Genomic DNA, 16,062 nt, shown 5'->3' on the forward strand with positions numbered 1-16,062 from the left:
GGGAGCCACGACCGGAGCGGATGGCCGGTCAGCCGGTGAACAGCGCGTTGATGTCCGTGTTGGCCTTGGTCAGCGAGTCGACCTCGGCCTTGCCACTCATGACGGCGTCCATCGCGGGCTTCATGATGGCGTCGATGTCCGCGGCGTGCGCGGTGATCCAGGGCAGCGCGGTGGTCTTGTCCTTGACGTGGACCGTGAAGGCGTCGACGTTCGCGCCCTTGGCCGCGAAGGCCTTGGCCGCGACCTCGGACGCCGCGGGGATCGCGGGGAAGACGACGGCCTTCTCCGCGACGACGTTCTGGCAGTCCGCCGAGGCGAGGTACTTGACCCACTGCCAGGCGGCTTCCTTGTGCTTGGTGCCGGCGTAGATCGAGTCGGCCAGCCCGTTGAACACCGAGGCGCGCTTGCCCGTGGGGCCGACCGGGGTCGGCGCGACCGCCGGCTCGAAGGTGGCGCTCTTGTTACCGAAGACGGCCGAGGTGTTCCAGTCGCCGTTGGTGGCCAGCGCGACCTTGCCGGCGGCGAGCTGGGTCAGGCCGTCGAGACCGGTGGAGTTCGCCAGCGTCGGCATGTAGCCCTTGTCGATCAGGCTCTTCCACCACTTGATGGTTTCCTGGAACTTCGGGCTGTCGTAGTTGTAGTGGGTGCCCCACGGGTTCTTGTCCGTCGCGGTCCAGCCGTTGCTGAGGGCGTACATGCTCCACTCGGTCTGGCCGAAGCCGGAGCCGGAGCTGTTCATCCACAGGCCGTAGGTCTTGACGTTGCCCTTGTCGAAGCCGGCCTCGTCGCCGCGCTTGCCGTTCTTGTCGACGGTGAGGTGCGCGATCGCCTTCTCGTACGTGCCGCCGTCGGTGGGGTTCCAGGCCAGCGTGCCGAGCTGCTCGGGGGTCAGCCCGGCGGCGTCGGTGAGCTTCTTGTTGTGGAAGACCCCGACCGTGTCCCAGTCCTTCGGCAGGCCGTAGCGCTTTCCGTCGCTGCCCACCCACAGCTCGGCGAGTCCGGCCTCGAAGCTCGCGGTCGAGACGTTGTCCCGGGCGACGAGGTCGTCCAGCGGCAGGACCTGGTGCTTGGTGAAGAAGTCGGTGTACTTGGACAGGTGGTCGGTGAACACGTCGGGAGCGGTGCCCGAGACCATGCCCGTGGTGATCGCGCTCCAGTAGTCGTCCCAGCCCTTCTGGGAGATCTTCACGGTGATCTTGGGATTCTTGGCCGTGAAGTCGGTGGCGCACTGCTGATAGGCGGGCTGCTGGTTGGCATCCCAGAGCCAATAGCTGACCTCACCCGAGGCCGAATCGGCGTCCTCGGCGGCATCCGCGGAACAGGCCGAGACGGCCAATGGCAGGGCCAGGAGCGCGGAGATGAGCGCATACCTTTTTCTCATCGTGCTTTCCAATCTGTGTGAATCGAGAATGTGCGGCGGGGCTATTTGATGCCGGAGAAACCGATGGAGTTGACGACCCGGCGGCCGAAGATCATGAACAGCACGACGATCGGGATGGCGGAGACGAGCGCCGCCGCCATGAGGCCCGCCCAGTCCGGGCTGCCCTGCGGGGTCTGCGAGCGGAACACGCCGAGGGCCACGGTGAGCACCCGCACGTTGTCGTTCTGGGCCACCAGCAACGGCCAGAAGTATTCGTTCCAGGCGTTGATGAAGGTCAGGATGGCCAGCGTCGCCACCGGCGCCGAACTCATCGGCATGATGATGCGGAAGAAGATCCGCAGATGGCTGGCGCCGTCGATGATGGCCGCCTCCTCGACCTCGCGGCTGATGCCGAGGAAGAACTGGCGCAGGAAGAACACGGCGAACGGGGTCATGAAGAAGAACGGCAGGATGATGCCCGCGAAGGTGTTGAGCAGGCCCAGGTTCTTCACCAGGACGAAGTTGGGCAGCAGGGTGAAGATCGGCGGCACCATCAGCGCGGTGAGGAACAGGAAGAACACCGCGTTGCGGCCGCGCCACTGCAGCCGCGAGAAGGAGTACGCCGCCATGGCGCTGAAGAACACCTGCCCGATCGTGATCGACGTCGAGACGATCACGGAGTTGCGCAGGTAGAGCCAGAACTGCAGCGAGGCGCCGGAGCCGCCCTCGGCCTGGGCCTCGGCGACCGAGGAGAGGCCGAGGACCCGCTTGAACCCGCCCCAGGTGAAGTCGACCGGCAGCCACGAATCCGGGTCGGCGAACAGCGAGCGGTTGTTCGACAGGGCGGTGCGCAGCATCCAGTACAGCGGGAAGAGGCTGATGACGATGAAGAGGATCAGCACTGCCCAGGCCGCCATCCGGCCCATCGATACCCTTCTGATCTTGAAAGGTGCGGTCATCGCGCTTACTCCTTACGCCAGGTCGGATTCGTCGGAGCGCGTGAGCTTCATCTGGGCGAAGGCCACACCGGCGAGAATGAGGAAGAGGACGACCGAGATGGCCGAGGCGTAGCCGAAGTTGTAGCGGGAGAACGCCTGGTCGAAGATGTAGTACTGGATCACCCGGGTCGAGTTGATCGGGCCGCCCTTGGTGGTGATGGCGACGGTGTCGAAGATCTGCCAGGAGCCGATGATCGTGAGGATCAGCACCAGCGTGAGCACCGGCCGCAGCATCGGGACGGTGATGCGCCAGAAGACCGTCCACTCGTTGGCGCCGTCGACGTCGGCGGCCTCGTAGAGGGTGGCCGGGATCGCCTGCAGCCCGGCGAAAATCAGCAGGGCGGTGTAGCCCATGAACTTCCACACGTTGACCAGCGCGATGGTGGGGATCGCCCACGTGCCCTCGCCGAAGAACGCGACCGGGTCGACGCCGATCCAGCCGAGCACCTGGTTGATCACGCCGAGGTTGACGTCGGCCATCCAGTACCACAGCAGCGCGACGACGACGCTGGAGATCAGGTACGGCAGCAGGATGATGCCGCGGATCACGGTCGACTTGGCGAGGCGGTGCATGAGCAGCGCCAGGCCGAGCGCGACGAAGGTCTGCACGCCGATGTTGATGACGACGTACTCGAGCGTCACCTTGAGGGAGTTCCAGAAGAGCGGGTCGCCGACCAGCTTCTCGAAGTTCTTGAGACCGACCCACTGCGGGGCCGTGAGCAGGTCGTAGTCGGTGAAGCTCAGGTAGAAGCCGCGCAGGGTCGGATAGAGGAAGAACACCAGGAAGCCGAGCAGGGCCGGCAGCAGGAAGAGCCAGGCGACGCCGGCCTCGCGCCACCCGCCGCGCAGGCGACGGGATTTGGGCTTGACGTGCGTCGTGGAACTCGCGGTGGGTACGGGAATCGTGACGGTATCGGCCATATCGATCAGCCAGCCTCTCCGGGGCGTTCGGCCACGTGCAGCAGGAAAAGGTTTTCGGGATAGAGGTCCGGCGCCTGGACACCGACCGTGGCCAGCGCGGCCCCGGTGAGGGTGACCTCGCCGTCGCGCAGCCAGGGCGCCGGCTCGTGGTTGATGCCGCGCTGCACATCGCCCGGTGGCAGCGGGCGCACCCGGTAGCGCCGGACGGGGTCCAGGCCCGGCAGCCGGATCCGGCCCGGCGGTGCGGTGACTCCGGTGCCCATCGCCACCAGGGCGAAGACCGCCTCGGTGCGGTCCAGCGCGACCACACCGTGGATCAGGAGGGCCGGATCCGGATGCTCGGCCCGCACCACGGTTCCGGAGTGCAGCAGCGCCCGCAGTCTCTTGTGGAGGGCGACCCATTCGGCCAGCCGGCTGCGATCGGCGACCGACAGGCCGGTCAGATCCAGCTCCAGGCCGAAGTGGCCGAACAGCGCGGTGCCGGCCCGGAAGTCCAGCTCGTGGCGGCGTCCGGTGGTGTGCGAGTGCGCCGGCCCGACGTGCGAGCCGAGGAGTTCGGGTGGCAGCAGCAGCTGGGTCCACCGGTTGATGGACTGCCGCTCCAGGGCGTCGTTGCAGTCGCTGCCCCACACCCGGTCGGTCCGCTCCAGGATGCCGAGGTCGACCCGGCCACCGCCGGAGGAACAGGACTCGATCTCCAGCCCGGGATGGCGGGCGCGGAGTTCGTCGATGAGCCGGTAGACCGCGAGGGTGTGCGCGTGCACCACCGGTTCGCCGCCCGGCTGGTGGCCGCCGTCGATGAGGTCGCGGTTGTGGTCCCACTTCAGATAGTCGATGGCGTACTCGGTGACCAGCGCGTCCAGCCGCCCCAGCAGGTAGTCGAACGCGCCCGGGTGGGTCAGGTCCAGCACCTGCTGGCTGCGCCACGGCGGCGGGAGCCGGTCCCCGCCGGCCATGATCCACTCCGGATGCGCCCGGGCCAGGTCGGACCGGGGGTTGACCATCTCCGGCTCCACCCAGAGGCCGAACTGCATGCCCCGGGCCCGCACCAGGCCGACCAGATCGTGCAGGCCGTCCGGCCAGACCGACTCGTCGACGTACCAGTCGCCGAGCCCCGCGGTGTCGTCGCGGCGATGCCGGAACCACCCGTCGTCGAGAACGAACCGCTCGACGCCGACCTCGGCGGCCGCGTCGGCCAGGGCGGTGAGCTTGCCGAGGTCGTGGTCGAAGTACACCGCCTCCCAGGTGTTGAGGATGACCGGCCGGGGTGTGCGCGGGTGGTTCGGCCGGGCTCGCAGCATCCGGTGCAGTCGCGCCGACATCTCGTCGAGGCCGACCCCGTAGGAGGCGTAGAGCCACGGTGCCGCGTACGTCTGGCCGGGCCCGAGGATCACCTCACCGGGCAGCAGCAGCTCGCCGCCGGCGAGCAGCCGCTGGTCGCTCGGCATCCGCTCGGCGTAGAGGCGATGATTGCCGCTCCAGGCGACGTGCATGCCCCAGACCTCGCCCGCCCGGAAGCCGAACCCGGCGGCCCCCGCCACCATCACCAGGCTGGCGTCCAGTCCCGTCCGGCCGCGGCGGCCCTCGCGCAGCCGCGTCCCGACGTGGAAGTGCTGGCGCTGCGGCTGGCGCTCCCGCAGGTGGCGCCCGGTCAGGTCGAGCAGCTCGGTCGCCTCCGAGGGGACCGGCAGCCCGAGGGCGAGCTGGTCCACCACGAACGGCTGGTCGCCGTCGTTGCGGACCGTCCCGCGCAGCCGCACGACGCCCTCGGCGGTCAGCTCGACCTCCAGGGTTATCCCGAGGGCGGCGGCCGCGTCGAGGCCACGGACGCTCAGCCGATGGCCGCCGAGCTCGGCACTGTCGAGTCGCACGTCGGTGACCGTGAACAGCGGCGACCACGCCCGCCCGCCACGATGGCCGCTCAGGCCGGGCGTGCCCGGCCAGCCCCGGGAGTGCTCCGGCAGCAGCCCGAGCGCGACGACACCGTCCGGGACGCTGGACACCAGCGGCGGCAGCGAAGCGGTGGCCAGCTCGCCGAGTTCGCCGGCCGTGAGCGCGCCGAGGTCGGCCCCCCAGTGCACGATGCGCGGCAGCCCGCCGCCACGCACGTCCACCACGATGCTCACGCCGCCGGCACTCAGGTGCAGCAACGCGTCACGGCCCGCCGTTTCGACCTTCACTGGTACGACCTCTTCGCTCTCTCGCCCGACGGCGAGGATCGGCGGATGTGCCCGGCCAACGGCGGCGAATGCGAGGCCTCGGGAATTGAGCACGCAACGTGGTGCTCGGGCGATTTCAGTGCTTCAGTGCCGGTTAAGCACTTTACTGATGCGCTTTAGTAGCTTGTGAAGAGCATCACAACCCATGAGGATCACGCCTGTCAAGAGCTGGACACACAGCCGTGACCTTTGGTTGACTAATGCGGTTTAGTCCAGGAGTTCCGAAGAGATGGGGAATCTGTGGGCGAACCCCAGCGGCGTCCGACGATGGCTGATGTCGCCCGGCACGCGGGCGTCTCCCCCACCACGGTGTCGTTCGTGATCAACGACCGTCCCGGCACCGGGATCTCCGAGCACACCAAGACGCGGGTGCTCGCCGCGGTCGACGAGCTCGGCTACCGGCCCAACCAGCAGGCCCGTTCGCTGGCCCTGCGGCGATCCCGGACGATCGGATTCCTCGGCTACGAGATGGCGACGGCGCCGTTCGCCGGCCGGACCATCTCCGGCGCCCACGACCACGCCCGGCACCACGACAGCATGCTGCTGATCGCGCACACCAGCCCGGACATCCGCCAGGTGCGCCGCACCCTCGACGACCTGATCGAACGCCAGGTCGACGCGATCGTCGTCGCCGTCATCGGCACGCGCCGGATACTGACCCCCACCAATGTCAACGACATACCCACGATCCTGGTCAACTGCTACACAGTGGGCGATGCGCTGCCCAGCCTGCTGCCGGACGAGGAGAAGGGCGGTCGCGACGCGACCCGCATGCTGCTCGACGCCGGCCACCGCCGGATCGCCTACCTCGCCGGGCTGCCGGGTTCCTGGGCGACCAGGCGGCGGCTGAAGGGCTTCCGGGCCGAACTGCGCGCCGCCGGCGTGGCCGAGGCCGACGCGACGGTCCTGTTCGGAGACTTCCACACCGAATCCGGCTACAACCTCGCCAAGACCGTGCTTGACGGAGACTCCATCCCGACCGCGCTGTTCTGCGGCAACGACCGGATGGCGCTCGGGGCATACCTGGCGATCCTGGAGCGGGGCCTGCGGATCCCGCAGGACATCTCCGTGGTCGGCTACGACGACCAGGAGGAGCTGGCCTCGATCCTGCGGCCGCCGCTGGCCACCGTGCGCCTGCCGTACTACGAGATGGGCGAACTCGCCGTCCGCCACCTGCTCGCCGGCGACGTCGGCGGCCTGCCGGGCCGGACCTACGTACCCTGCACCCCGGTGCTGCGCGAGTCGGTCGGCCCACCTCGCACCCACGAGCTGCCGCGCCCCGCCGGTTCGGCTACCGGGTGATCATCCGGTCGGGGACGCGGCCGGCGCGGTGGATCGTGGGTCCGGGGCGAAGACGCCGGCGGCCGGGACCGGCCGGGAGAAGAGGTAACCCTGGCCGCGGTCGGAGCCGAGGGCGAGCAGCTCGGCCGCCTGCGCCTCGGTCTCCACGCCCTCGGCCACGGTGGTCAGGTGCAGCACCTGGGCGAGCCGGATCACCGCCTCCACGATCGCCGAGCCCTCGGGCGTGCCGTCCAGCTGGGCGACGAAGCTACGGTCGATCTTGAGTACGTCGACCGGCAGCCGGGTCAGATACTGCAGCGACGAATAGCCGGTGCCGAAGTCGTCGACGGCGATGCGGATGCCGTGCGACCGCAGCTCCCGCAGCGCGACGATGCCCGACCTCTCGTCCACCGTCGCGGACTCGGTCACCTCCAGCAGCAGGCTGCCCGCCGGCACGCCGGTGCGCTCCAGCACGCCCAGCACGTCGTGCACGAGGCTCGGCTCCTGCAGCTGCCGGGGCGACAGGTTGACGCTGATCGTGATGTCGCGACCGTCCCGCCGCCACGCGGCCAGCTGCCGGCAGGCCTGCTCCAGCACCCACAGCCCGATCGTGACGATCTCGCCGGACCGCTCGGCGACCGGGATGAACCGGTCCGGCGGGATGTCGCCGAGCTCGGGATGGTGCCAGCGAAGCAGCGCCTCGGCGGCGACCGGCCGGCCGCCGCGCAGCTCGACGATGGGCTGGTAGACCACCGCGAACTGGCGGCCCGCGAGGGCGGTCTCCAGCTGTTCGGCCAGCGCGGCCTCCTCGGTGCGCCGGTCCGTCATCGACGGGTGGTAGACCACGAAGGAGCCGGCGCCGGCCCGTTTGGCGTTGTACAGCGCGATGTCGGCGCGGCGCAGCAGGGCCTTGCCCGAGTCCTGTCCCTGCCCGGCGGCGGCCGCGGCGCCGATGCTGAGCCGGATCGGGACCCGGTCCGCGCCCAGCACGACCGGATGCTCGGCGGCCGCGGCGAGGATGCGCTGCGCGACGGTGACGGCCCGGTCGGCCTCGCCGATGTCGGTCAGCAGCAGGGCGAACTCGTCGACCCCGATCCGGGCGGGCACGTCGTCCGTCCGGATGCCGCCGCGCAGGATGTCGGCGAAGGCGTTCAGCATGGCCTCGCCGGCCGCCGGCCCGTACGCGTCGCTGACGGGCCTGACGCCCTCGAGGTCGATGGCCAGCACGGCGATCGGCTCGCGCCCGCGCACCGCGTGGGCCAGCGCGTTCTGCAGTCCGATCCGGTTGGCCAGGCCGGTGAGCGGGTCCTGCGCGACCTGGGCCCGGCTCATCCGCAGCGACAACGACTGCCGGAAGGCGATCGCGGCGGCCATCACGGTCATGCCGAGGATCAGCCCGCTCCAGCGGGCCAGGGCACCCTCCCGGGCGAGGATGACCAGGACCAGGCCCACGCCCAGGCCCAGCGAGGCCAGCGGCAGGTGCTCGACCCAGCCGGGCGGCCCCGCCCGGCGGGCCCGGTCGACGATGCTGGGGACACCGGAAACGGACAGCACCGGGCCGAGGGTCAGCAGCAGATTGGCCAGGACCAGGCAGGTGGTGGCGAACGTCGCGTTCTCGATGGGCAGGCCCTGCACCTTGCCGGCCCACCAGGCGGTGTCACCCACCACGAGCACCATCATGCCGGCGACCACGAAGGTGATGGGGTCCAGGAGCCGCCGGACCAGGCCGCGGAGCAGCAACGCGGTGACCGCGATCAACAGCAGCAGGTCGGCGAGCGGGACACCGATCTGGATGATCCAGCGGGCGTTCGGCGCCCCGGCCCGGCCCAGCGGATCGAGCACGAGATACCAGACCAGCATGAAGCCACCGGCCAGCACGGTGGTGACCTCGGCGATGAACGCCTGCCGGTGCGGGCCGCTGAGCCGCTTCACGGGCCCGATCAGGGTGGCCACCGCCAGCAGGATCACGCAGCTCAGGTGGCTGAGCGTGCCGGTCCACCAGACCGGCGCGACGGCACCGGTGAACGTGCCCAGGAGCAGGCCGGCCCCCTGGAGCACGCCGAACGCGCGGGCGACGGCGCCGAGCCGGCACGACAGCGCGTTGAAGCCGAGCCGGGCGACCCGCAGCAGGTACGGCACCGCGACCGCGTTGAGCAGGATCAGCGACCCGGCGAGCACGACCTGCCGGAGGCCGGGCTGGGCCCAGCTCAGGACCTGGCCGCCGGCGACGACGGCGATCAGCACGGCGGCCGGCGACGGCCGACGGGCGGGCGAGCGCATGTCGACCCTCATAGTCACACCATCGGCCGCGCCGGCCCGGGGGTGAGTTTTTCCGCTCCCGGGCCGACAACGGATGATGATGGCAGTCGACGGAGAGAAGGATGCACATGCCGACCAGCCCCACCACGAGCTGCCGCGCGCCGGCCGCCGAGGAGACCGCCCTGCGGGAGCTGCGGCACGCCGAGCCGACGTCGTTCGGCGCGATGTTCCTCGACCGGGTCGCCCGGACGCCCGCGGTGGAGGCGTACCGGCGCCTGGACGGCCGGGGCGGCTGGCAGTCGCAGACCTGGGCCGAGACCGGGACGGCGGTCACCGAGATCGCCGCCGGCCTGCTCGATCTCGGGCTGCGCCCGCAGGAACGGGTCGCGATCCTGGCCGGCACCCGGACGGAGTGGATCGAGGCCGACTTCGGCGTCATGTGCGCGGGCGGCGCCACGACGACGGTCTACCCGACCAGCTCCCCCGCGGAGGTCGCGCACATCCTCGGCGACTCGGCGAGCCGGTTCGCGGTGGTCGAGCAGGCCGGTCAGCTCGGCAAGGTGCTCACCGCGGGCTCCCCCGTCGCGTACGCCGTGCTCATCGACGGCACGCCGCCGGACGGCGACCCGCGGGTGCTGACCCTGGCGGCCCTGCGCGCCCGCGGCCGGGAGCTGCTCGCGGCGAAGCCCGCGGCGGTGACCGAGGCGTGCGCCGCGATCGGGCCCGACGACCTGGCGACCCTGATCTACACCTCCGGCACGACCGGGCTGCCCAAGGGCGTGCGCGTCACCCACCACAGCTGGATCTACCAGGGGCTGGCGATCCAGGCCATGGGCTTCCTGCACCCGGACGACCTGGGCTACCTCTGGCTGCCGCTGGCGCACGCCTTCGGCAAGGCGCTGCTGTCCTGCCAGCTCTCGGTGGGCTTCGCGTTCGCCGTGGACGGCGACGTCGGCCGGCTCGTCGAGCGCCTGCCGGTGGTCCGGCCGACGATCATCCCGGCGGTGCCACGGATCTTCGAGAAGGTGTACGCCGGGGTCCTCGGCACCGTGCGCGGCGGCAGTCCCGTCCGGGCACGCCTGTTCGGCTGGGGCCTCGGCGTCGGCGTACGGGTCGCCCGGCTGCGCCGGCAGGGCCGGCGCCCGGGCCCGGTCCTCGCGGCCCAGCACCGGATCGCCGACCGGCTCGTGCTCGCCCGGATCCGGGACAGGTTCGGCGGCCGGCTGCGCTTCTTCATCTCCGGGGCGGCCGCGCTGTCGACGGAGATCGCGGAGTGGTTCGACGCCGTCGGCCTGCCCGTGCTGGAGGGCTACGGCCTCACCGAGACCTGCGCCACCACGTTCTTCAACCGGCCCGGCCGCCCGGAGTACGGCACCGTGGGCCTGCCGCTGCCCGGGACCGACGTCGCCCTGGCCGAGGACGGCGAGATCCTGGTGCGGGGACCGGGAGTGATGCGGGGCTACCACAACGCCCCCGAGGCCACCGCCGAGACGCTGGCCGACGGCTGGCTGCGCACCGGCGACATCGGCGAGATCAGCGCCGCCGGGTCGCTGCGGATCACCGACCGCAAGAAGGACCTGATCAAGACCTCCAACGGCAAGTACGTCGCGCCCCAGACGATCGAGGCGCGGTTCAAGGGCATCTGCCCGCTGGCGAGCCAGATCGTGGTGCACGGCGACGGCCGCAAGTACATCAGCGCCCTCATCGACCTCGACCCGGACGCCGTGGCCGGCTGGGCGGCCCGGCACGGGCTGGGCGACGCCGGGTACGCCGAGATCACCCGCTCACCGCAGCTGACCGAGGCCGTGGGCGCCAGCGTGGAGCAGCTCAACGCCACGCTGGCGCCGTGGGAGACGATCAAGAAGTTCCTGATCCTCGACCATCACCTGGCCGTCGAGGACGGCCAGCTCACCCCGTCGCTGAAGGTGCGGCGCCGCGCGGTCGAGCAGCGGTACGCCGGCCTGCTCAACGCCCTCTACTGAGTCGCTTCGCTCAGCTTCGGAGCAGGGTGGCTCCGATGGCGCGGCCGTGCTCCGTCCAGGGGACCGGGCGCATGGTGGCCGGGTCCAGCCGGATGTTCACCCGGCGACCCTCGGCGAACACGGTCGCGCCGTCGGCCGAGGTCACCCGGAACCGGTAGTCCGCGCTGGTCGTACCCATGCTCTCCAGCCAGAAGTGCACGCCGATCTCGCCGGTGCCGCGGACCGGCCGGTGGAAGGTGATCGAGTATTCGCGGACCACGTTGAAGGCGTCCGGCGTGGTGGGACGGCCGCCGGAGAAGGAGACGCCGCGCTCGGCCCACCAGAGCACCACCGCCCGCTCCATCAGCACCGCGTAGCGGGCGTTGTGCAGCACACCCATGGCGTCCAGGTCGTCGAAGTGCACGGGCATCCGGACGACGTCCCCGTACGGCACGGCTTCGGTCACGATGGTCATCTCAGCTCCGGAAGGATCGTCGGGTCGGTGGCCAGGGCACGCAGGTGTTCGAGCAGGGCTCGGCGGGCGCGGCCGAAGGTCACGTCGCGCCCCAGCACCGGCGCCTGCATCACGGCGCAGACCCCCAGGGACTCGGTCTCGTAGGCGATCCCCTCGGGATCCGCCTCCGGCCGCAGGTCACCGAGCGCGATCGCGTCGGCGGCCAGCCCGGTCAGGAAGGTCATCCAGTCGGTCAGCTCGGTGGCCAGCCGGTCGCGGATCACCCCGGGCCGCGCGTTGAACTCGAAGTTGGCGTTGGCGAAGAAGCAGCCGCCGGGCAGCACCTCGGCCTCGTAGAAGGCCAGCCGGCTGTCGTGCGCCGCCCACAGCCGGCGGACCCCGCGCGGCACCTCGAGGGTGGGCCGGATGACCTGGTCGGTCCACTGCGCTCGGGCATGGTCGATCACGGCGAGCTGCAGCGCCTCCTTGGACCGCCAGTGCGCGAACAGGCCGGACTTGCTGACGCCCAGCGCGTCGGCGACCTGGCTCAGCGACAGGCCGTCGAGACCGGCCACGGTGGTCAGCAGCAGGGCCTGATCGAGCACGGCGGCCCGGGTGCGCTCCCCGCGGATCAGCCTGCCGTCGCTCGTCATGGCCCCAGCATACAAAAAGACCGACCGTTCGTAAATATATGTGCCACCGTGACTCGTGCGTCACAAACGCCTGGAGGATTTCGCGGCTCGATGATTGCCGGGTAGATAGTTAGTAGTACTAAGTTTCTCTGCGGAACCCGGGAGGTTCGATGCCTTCTTCCACCGCGGTCCGGCTGCGTGGCCTGCTGGAAACCCTGCTGCGAGCGCCGCTTCCGGTGCGTCTTCGCGCCTGGGACGGCTCCGAGACCGGACCCGCGGGCCCGCCGGTCCTGATCATCCGCAACCGGCGTGCGCTGCGCCGGCTCATGTGGCGGCCCGACGAACTCGGGCTCGCGCGGGCGTACGTGTCGGGCGATCTCGATGTGGAGGGTGACCTCTTCGACGCGTTGCGCCGGCTCGCGGCGTTGATCTTCCGCGGCGCCGACGTGCGAGGGCTGCCCTACCGCGCCGTCGCCGCCGACCTGCTCCGGCTCGGCGTGCTCGGACCGCAGCCCAAGCCGCCACCCGAGGAGCTGGCGATGCGGGGCGCGCGGCACAGCCCGCGCCGCGACCAGCAGGCGGTCAGCCATCACTACGACGTCGGCAACCCCTTCTACGAGATCATTCTCGGGTCGAGCATGGTCTACTCCTGCGCGTACTGGGCCGGCGACGACGCCGGATCCGGCCTGGCCGGCGCGCAGCGCGACAAGCTCGACTTGATCTGCCGAAAGCTCGACCTCAAGCCCGGCATGCGCCTGCTGGACGTCGGCTGCGGCTGGGGCAGCCTCGCCCTGCACGCGGCCCGGGAGTACGGGGTCGACGTCGTCGGCATCACGCTCTCCATCGAGCAGGCCGACTATGCCCGCAAGCAGGTCGCCGAGGCCGGGCTGACCGCGCACGTCGAGATCCGGGTCCAGGACTATCGCGACCTCGACGGCGGCCCGTTCGACGCGATCTCCAGCGTGGGCATGGCCGAGCATGTCGGCACGGCGCCCTACGCGGAATACGCGGCCATTCTGTTCGAGCAGCTCAAGCCCGGTGGGCGGCTTCTCAACCACCAGATCTCGGCGGTCCATCCCGCGCCGCCGGCGGCGCGCAGGCGGCGGTCCTTCATCGACGCGTACGTGTTCCCGGACGGTGAACTGGTGCCCCTGGGCACGACGGTGACGCTGCTGGAACAGGCCGGGTTCGAGGTGCGGGACGTGCAGGCCCTGCGTGAGCACTACGCGCGGACCCTGCGCGCCTGGGTGGCCAACCTGGAGTCGCAATGGTCGGCGGCCGTGCGGCTGGCCGGTGCGGGCCGGGCCCGGGTGTGGCGGTTGTACATGGCAGCCTCGGCGCTGGGGTTCGAGCAGGCGCGGATCGGGGTCAACCAGGTGTTGTGCGTCAAGGCGCACCGGGACGGCGGCAGCGACATGCCGGCGACCAGGAGCGGTTGGCCGGCGTGAAGCTCGACTCGGGGACCAGCAAGCCCCGCGCGCCGGTGTGGGCGCGCTGGTGCGTCGTGGTCGGCTCGATCCTGGTGATCGCGGTGGGCGGCTCGGTGGTCGCCGCCCGGGCCCTGATCGACTCGGCGGCGGGCGCGGTGCACCACAAGGATCTGCTCGGCAGCCTGCGCGCCGGCGCCGCGCGTACCCATGCCTCGATCGCGGGTGCGAAGAACATCCTGCTGGTGGGTGTGGACACCCGGCCCGACAATCCGGCCATGGTCAGCCGCTCGGACTCGATCATCCTGCTCCATATCGCCGCCGATCACCGGGCGGGCTATCTGGTCTCGCTGCCGCGTGACAGCTATGTGACCATTCCGCCGTACGACAACGGCAAGGTCGCGTACCCGGGCGGGAAGAACAAGATCAATGCCGCCTACGCGTTCGGCAGTCGCGGCCTGACCGGCAGCGCGGCGCAGTCGCACGGTTTCGAGCTGCTGGCGCTGACCGTCAGGCAGCTCACCGGCATCACCCCGGACGCCGGGGCGATCGTCGACTTCGCCGGCTTCGAGCAGGTGGTGCGGGTTCTCGGCCAGGTCTGCATGTACGTCGACGAGGACACCACGTCGATCCACCTCGGCCATACCGCGTCGGGTAAGAAGGCGGTGCCGTACAAGACGCATCCCGACGGCTCGATCGCGTACCAGGTGCCGGGGGTGACCCCGAACTTCTACGCCAAGGGCAACCACTGCCTCACCCCGGCCGAGGCGCTCGACTTCGCCCGGCAACGCGATCTGCTGGCCGACCACGACTACGACTATGGGCGGCAACGCCACCAGCAGCAGCTCCTCAAAGCCATCCTGAAGCAGGCCGAGCACGAGGGGCTGGACTCCCCGACCAAGCTTCCCGGGCTGATCGAAGCCTTCGGCAAGGCGATGACCGTCGACGACGGCGGAGTCTCCCTGGCGGACTGGGCATTCGCGATGCGGGGTGTCAACGTCGACAACCTGGTGACGATCAAGACGAACGACGGCAAGTTCGACAGCCGCTCGGTCCCGGGCGTCGGCAGTGTCGAAATCCTCAACGCCACCAGCATGAAGCTGCTGAATGCGGTCAGGACCGACGACGTGGCTGCCTTCCTGCGCGCTCACCCGGACTGGGCAGCCGGCGGCTGAACGCCGGTCGGCCAGGATCCTAGAACGCGGCGTCGTACAGGGCCTGCAGCTCGGGCGTGGCCAGACCGCTGTAGCCGCAGACCATGGCTCGCCCGTCGGTCGCCGCGACGAGATACGCGCGACCGGGCTCGAAGGCCGTGGCCCCGATCAGCGCCTCACTGTTGCCGTCGCTCTGCGCGACCTCGACGACGTCCGCACGCGTCCCCGCGTACTGGTGGGTGACCGTGAGGACGGCGGTGCCGCCGGCGACCCGCTCGACGGTGCCGGCGAACGCCAGCGGAGCCGCCGAGAGCGTCGCGGCGCTGGGCGGCACGCACTTGGCCGCCCCGCCACCGGCGACGACGATACGGGCCACCGTGAGAATGGCCGGGCGCACAGCCGGGCCGGGCTCGTCCGACGATCGCAGCGCCGCGCCGACGGCGACGGCCGCCACCCCGACCACCAGCCCCGCCGCGGCGAAAGCGAGTCTCCGGAACGCGCGGGCCGGCCGCCGCTCTGCTTCCCCGGGGGAAACGGGCCGCTCTGCTTCCCCGGAGGAAACGGGCCGCTCTGCTTCCCTGGAGGAAACGGGCCCAGGGGAAAAGGGCTCCGCCGGATCGGCGGTGACGGCCGTCGACGGGGCGAGGTCGTTGGTCATGGAGTCCTCCAGCAGGCGGGTGACACGTTCCGGGGGCAGCGGCGCCAGGCCGGTCGCCGGGTCCGCGTTCCGCAGCCGGGCGCGCAGGTCGTCGTCGGTCACGGCCGCCTCCCCTCTTCCGCTACGTCATGTCCGGCACCGTCGCCGAGCTTTCGTAACTCCTCCCGCAGCCGGCCGCGGGCGCGATGCAGCCGGATGCTGACGGCGTTGGCGGACAGGCCGGTCGTCGCGGCGATCTCCGCGGGGCCGAGGTCCTCCCAGGCCCAGAGCCGGACGATCTCGGCGTCCAGCGGGCGCAGCCGGCGCAGCGCGGCGTGCAGCCGCTCGTCGGGCGGCTCGGCGACCTCGGCGGCCACCTCCGAGGGCGGATCGACCGCGCGGATCCGGGCCAGCAGGCGGTGCTGGCGGCGCTGGGCCCGCTCGGCGTTCGCCAGGCAGTGCCGGGCGACACCGTACGCCCACGGCAGCCGGTCGTCGGGCACGTCGTCGAGGCGGCGCCAGCAGACCAGCAGCGTCTCGGAGAGGACGTCCTGAGCGGTCTCCGGGTCCGTCCGGCGCGCCAGGAACCGCCGCAGCGGCTCGATCAGCGGGGCCGCGAACTCCTCGAACCGCGCCCGGCGCGCCTGCGTGTTCACCACGTTCACCCTGGCACATGTCCGGCACCGGGCCGGTTCTTTCAACCGGCGCGCGAAGGGGCGTCCCGGCGCGAGGACTCTCGCACCGGGACGCCCCTGCTGA

13 protein-coding genes are annotated in these 16,062 nt (G+C 70.9%); 4 read left to right on the forward strand and 9 right to left on the reverse strand.

The window, feature by feature from the left end; genetic code table 11:
* Positions 1 to 28: 28 nt before the first annotated feature.
* The 4 genes from DMB66_RS01560 to DMB66_RS01575 are packed head-to-tail and all read right to left on the reverse strand — an operon-like array spanning position 29 to position 5,459.
* Positions 29 to 1,381 carry a sugar ABC transporter substrate-binding protein gene (locus tag DMB66_RS01560; protein ID WP_125802167.1) on the reverse strand — a complete coding sequence of 451 codons (1,353 nt, stop codon included), beginning with the start codon at positions 1,379 to 1,381 and terminating at the stop codon, positions 29 to 31.
* 41 nt (positions 1,382 to 1,422) lie between these two features.
* Positions 1,423 to 2,319 carry a carbohydrate ABC transporter permease gene (locus DMB66_RS01565; RefSeq protein WP_233624221.1) on the reverse strand — a complete coding sequence of 299 codons (897 nt, stop codon included), beginning with the start codon at positions 2,317 to 2,319 and terminating at the stop codon, positions 1,423 to 1,425.
* Between the two features lie 12 nt (positions 2,320 to 2,331).
* Positions 2,332 to 3,279: a carbohydrate ABC transporter permease gene (locus DMB66_RS01570; protein ID WP_125802168.1), complete on the reverse strand. Its 948-nt coding sequence runs from the start codon at positions 3,277 to 3,279 to the stop codon at positions 2,332 to 2,334.
* Positions 3,280 to 3,284: 5 nt separating this feature from the next.
* The gene (locus DMB66_RS01575) at positions 3,285 to 5,459 is read right to left on the reverse strand and encodes an alpha-galactosidase (protein ID WP_233624222.1); all 2,175 of its coding nucleotides are present in this window, start codon (positions 5,457 to 5,459) and stop codon (positions 3,285 to 3,287) included.
* Positions 5,460 to 5,765: 306 nt separating this feature from the next.
* On the opposite strand from DMB66_RS01575, the gene DMB66_RS01580 reads away from it, so the two are divergent.
* The gene (locus DMB66_RS01580) at positions 5,766 to 6,800 is read left to right on the forward strand and encodes a LacI family DNA-binding transcriptional regulator (protein ID WP_125802169.1); all 1,035 of its coding nucleotides are present in this window, start codon (positions 5,766 to 5,768) and stop codon (positions 6,798 to 6,800) included.
* On the opposite strand, the gene DMB66_RS01585 is transcribed toward DMB66_RS01580, so the two are convergent.
* Positions 6,801 to 9,071 (reverse strand): bifunctional diguanylate cyclase/phosphodiesterase, encoded by a 2,271-nt coding sequence (locus DMB66_RS01585; RefSeq protein WP_199751727.1) that lies wholly within the window; start codon positions 9,069 to 9,071, stop codon positions 6,801 to 6,803.
* Positions 9,072 to 9,166: 95 nt separating this feature from the next.
* On the opposite strand from DMB66_RS01585, the gene DMB66_RS01590 reads away from it, so the two are divergent.
* Complete coding sequence (locus DMB66_RS01590) at positions 9,167 to 11,020, forward strand: long-chain fatty acid--CoA ligase (RefSeq protein WP_233624223.1); 1,854 nt, start codon at positions 9,167 to 9,169, stop codon at positions 11,018 to 11,020.
* A 10-nt stretch (positions 11,021 to 11,030) separates the two neighbouring features.
* On the opposite strand, the gene DMB66_RS01595 is transcribed toward DMB66_RS01590, so the two are convergent.
* Both DMB66_RS01595 and DMB66_RS01600 read right to left on the reverse strand, forming a co-directional pair.
* Positions 11,031 to 11,474, reverse strand: a complete 444-nt coding sequence (locus DMB66_RS01595) for a thioesterase family protein (RefSeq protein WP_125802170.1) — start codon at positions 11,472 to 11,474, stop codon at positions 11,031 to 11,033.
* Entirely contained in the window at positions 11,471 to 12,106 is a 636-nt protein-coding gene (locus DMB66_RS01600; protein WP_125802171.1) for a TetR/AcrR family transcriptional regulator, read from the reverse strand. The genes DMB66_RS01595 and DMB66_RS01600 overlap by 4 nt, the downstream gene beginning before the upstream one ends.
* A gap of 149 nt (positions 12,107 to 12,255) precedes the next feature.
* Here DMB66_RS01600 and DMB66_RS01605 point away from each other — a divergent pair, with 149 nt between their 5' ends.
* Together DMB66_RS01605 and DMB66_RS01610 are read left to right on the forward strand one after the other, a co-directional pair.
* Complete coding sequence (locus tag DMB66_RS01605; RefSeq protein WP_125802172.1) at positions 12,256 to 13,533, forward strand: cyclopropane-fatty-acyl-phospholipid synthase family protein; 1,278 nt, start codon at positions 12,256 to 12,258, stop codon at positions 13,531 to 13,533.
* On the forward strand, positions 13,530 to 14,687 hold the full coding sequence (locus DMB66_RS01610) for an LCP family protein (protein WP_125802173.1): 1,158 nt from the start codon (positions 13,530 to 13,532) through the stop codon (positions 14,685 to 14,687). Before DMB66_RS01605 ends, DMB66_RS01610 begins: the two co-directional genes overlap by 4 nt.
* Before the next feature lie 19 nt (positions 14,688 to 14,706).
* Here the strand turns inward: DMB66_RS01610 and DMB66_RS01615 are convergent, their stop codons facing one another.
* Together DMB66_RS01615 and DMB66_RS01620 are read right to left on the reverse strand one after the other, a co-directional pair.
* Positions 14,707 to 15,426, reverse strand: a complete 720-nt coding sequence (locus DMB66_RS01615; RefSeq protein ID WP_125802174.1) for a hypothetical protein — start codon at positions 15,424 to 15,426, stop codon at positions 14,707 to 14,709.
* Positions 15,423 to 15,959, reverse strand: coding sequence for an RNA polymerase sigma factor (locus DMB66_RS01620; RefSeq protein ID WP_125802175.1), 537 nt, complete (start codon positions 15,957 to 15,959; stop codon positions 15,423 to 15,425). The genes DMB66_RS01615 and DMB66_RS01620 overlap by 4 nt, the downstream gene beginning before the upstream one ends.
* Between the last annotated feature and the right edge of the window lie 103 nt (positions 15,960 to 16,062).

This window comes from Actinoplanes sp. ATCC 53533 (assembly GCF_003947245.1).

Bases quoted from the DNA above. Each gene is read 5' to 3' on its own strand.
- DMB66_RS01560 (WP_125802167.1), bottom strand. From the start codon at position 1,381: ATGAGAAAAAGGTATGCGCTCATCTCCGCGCTCCTGGCCCTGCCATTG.
- DMB66_RS01565 (WP_233624221.1), bottom strand. From the start codon at position 2,319: ATGACCGCACCTTTCAAGATCAGAAGGGTATCGATGGGCCGGATGGCG.
- DMB66_RS01570 (WP_125802168.1), bottom strand. From the start codon at position 3,279: ATGGCCGATACCGTCACGATTCCCGTACCCACCGCGAGTTCCACGACG.
- DMB66_RS01580 (WP_125802169.1), top strand. From the start codon at position 5,766: ATGGCTGATGTCGCCCGGCACGCGGGCGTCTCCCCCACCACGGTGTCG.
- DMB66_RS01585 (WP_199751727.1), bottom strand. From the start codon at position 9,071: ATGAGGGTCGACATGCGCTCGCCCGCCCGTCGGCCGTCGCCGGCCGCC.
- DMB66_RS01590 (WP_233624223.1), top strand. From the start codon at position 9,167: ATGCCGACCAGCCCCACCACGAGCTGCCGCGCGCCGGCCGCCGAGGAG.
- DMB66_RS01595 (WP_125802170.1), bottom strand. From the start codon at position 11,474: ATGACCATCGTGACCGAAGCCGTGCCGTACGGGGACGTCGTCCGGATG.
- DMB66_RS01600 (WP_125802171.1), bottom strand. From the start codon at position 12,106: ATGACGAGCGACGGCAGGCTGATCCGCGGGGAGCGCACCCGGGCCGCC.
- DMB66_RS01605 (WP_125802172.1), top strand. From the start codon at position 12,256: ATGCCTTCTTCCACCGCGGTCCGGCTGCGTGGCCTGCTGGAAACCCTG.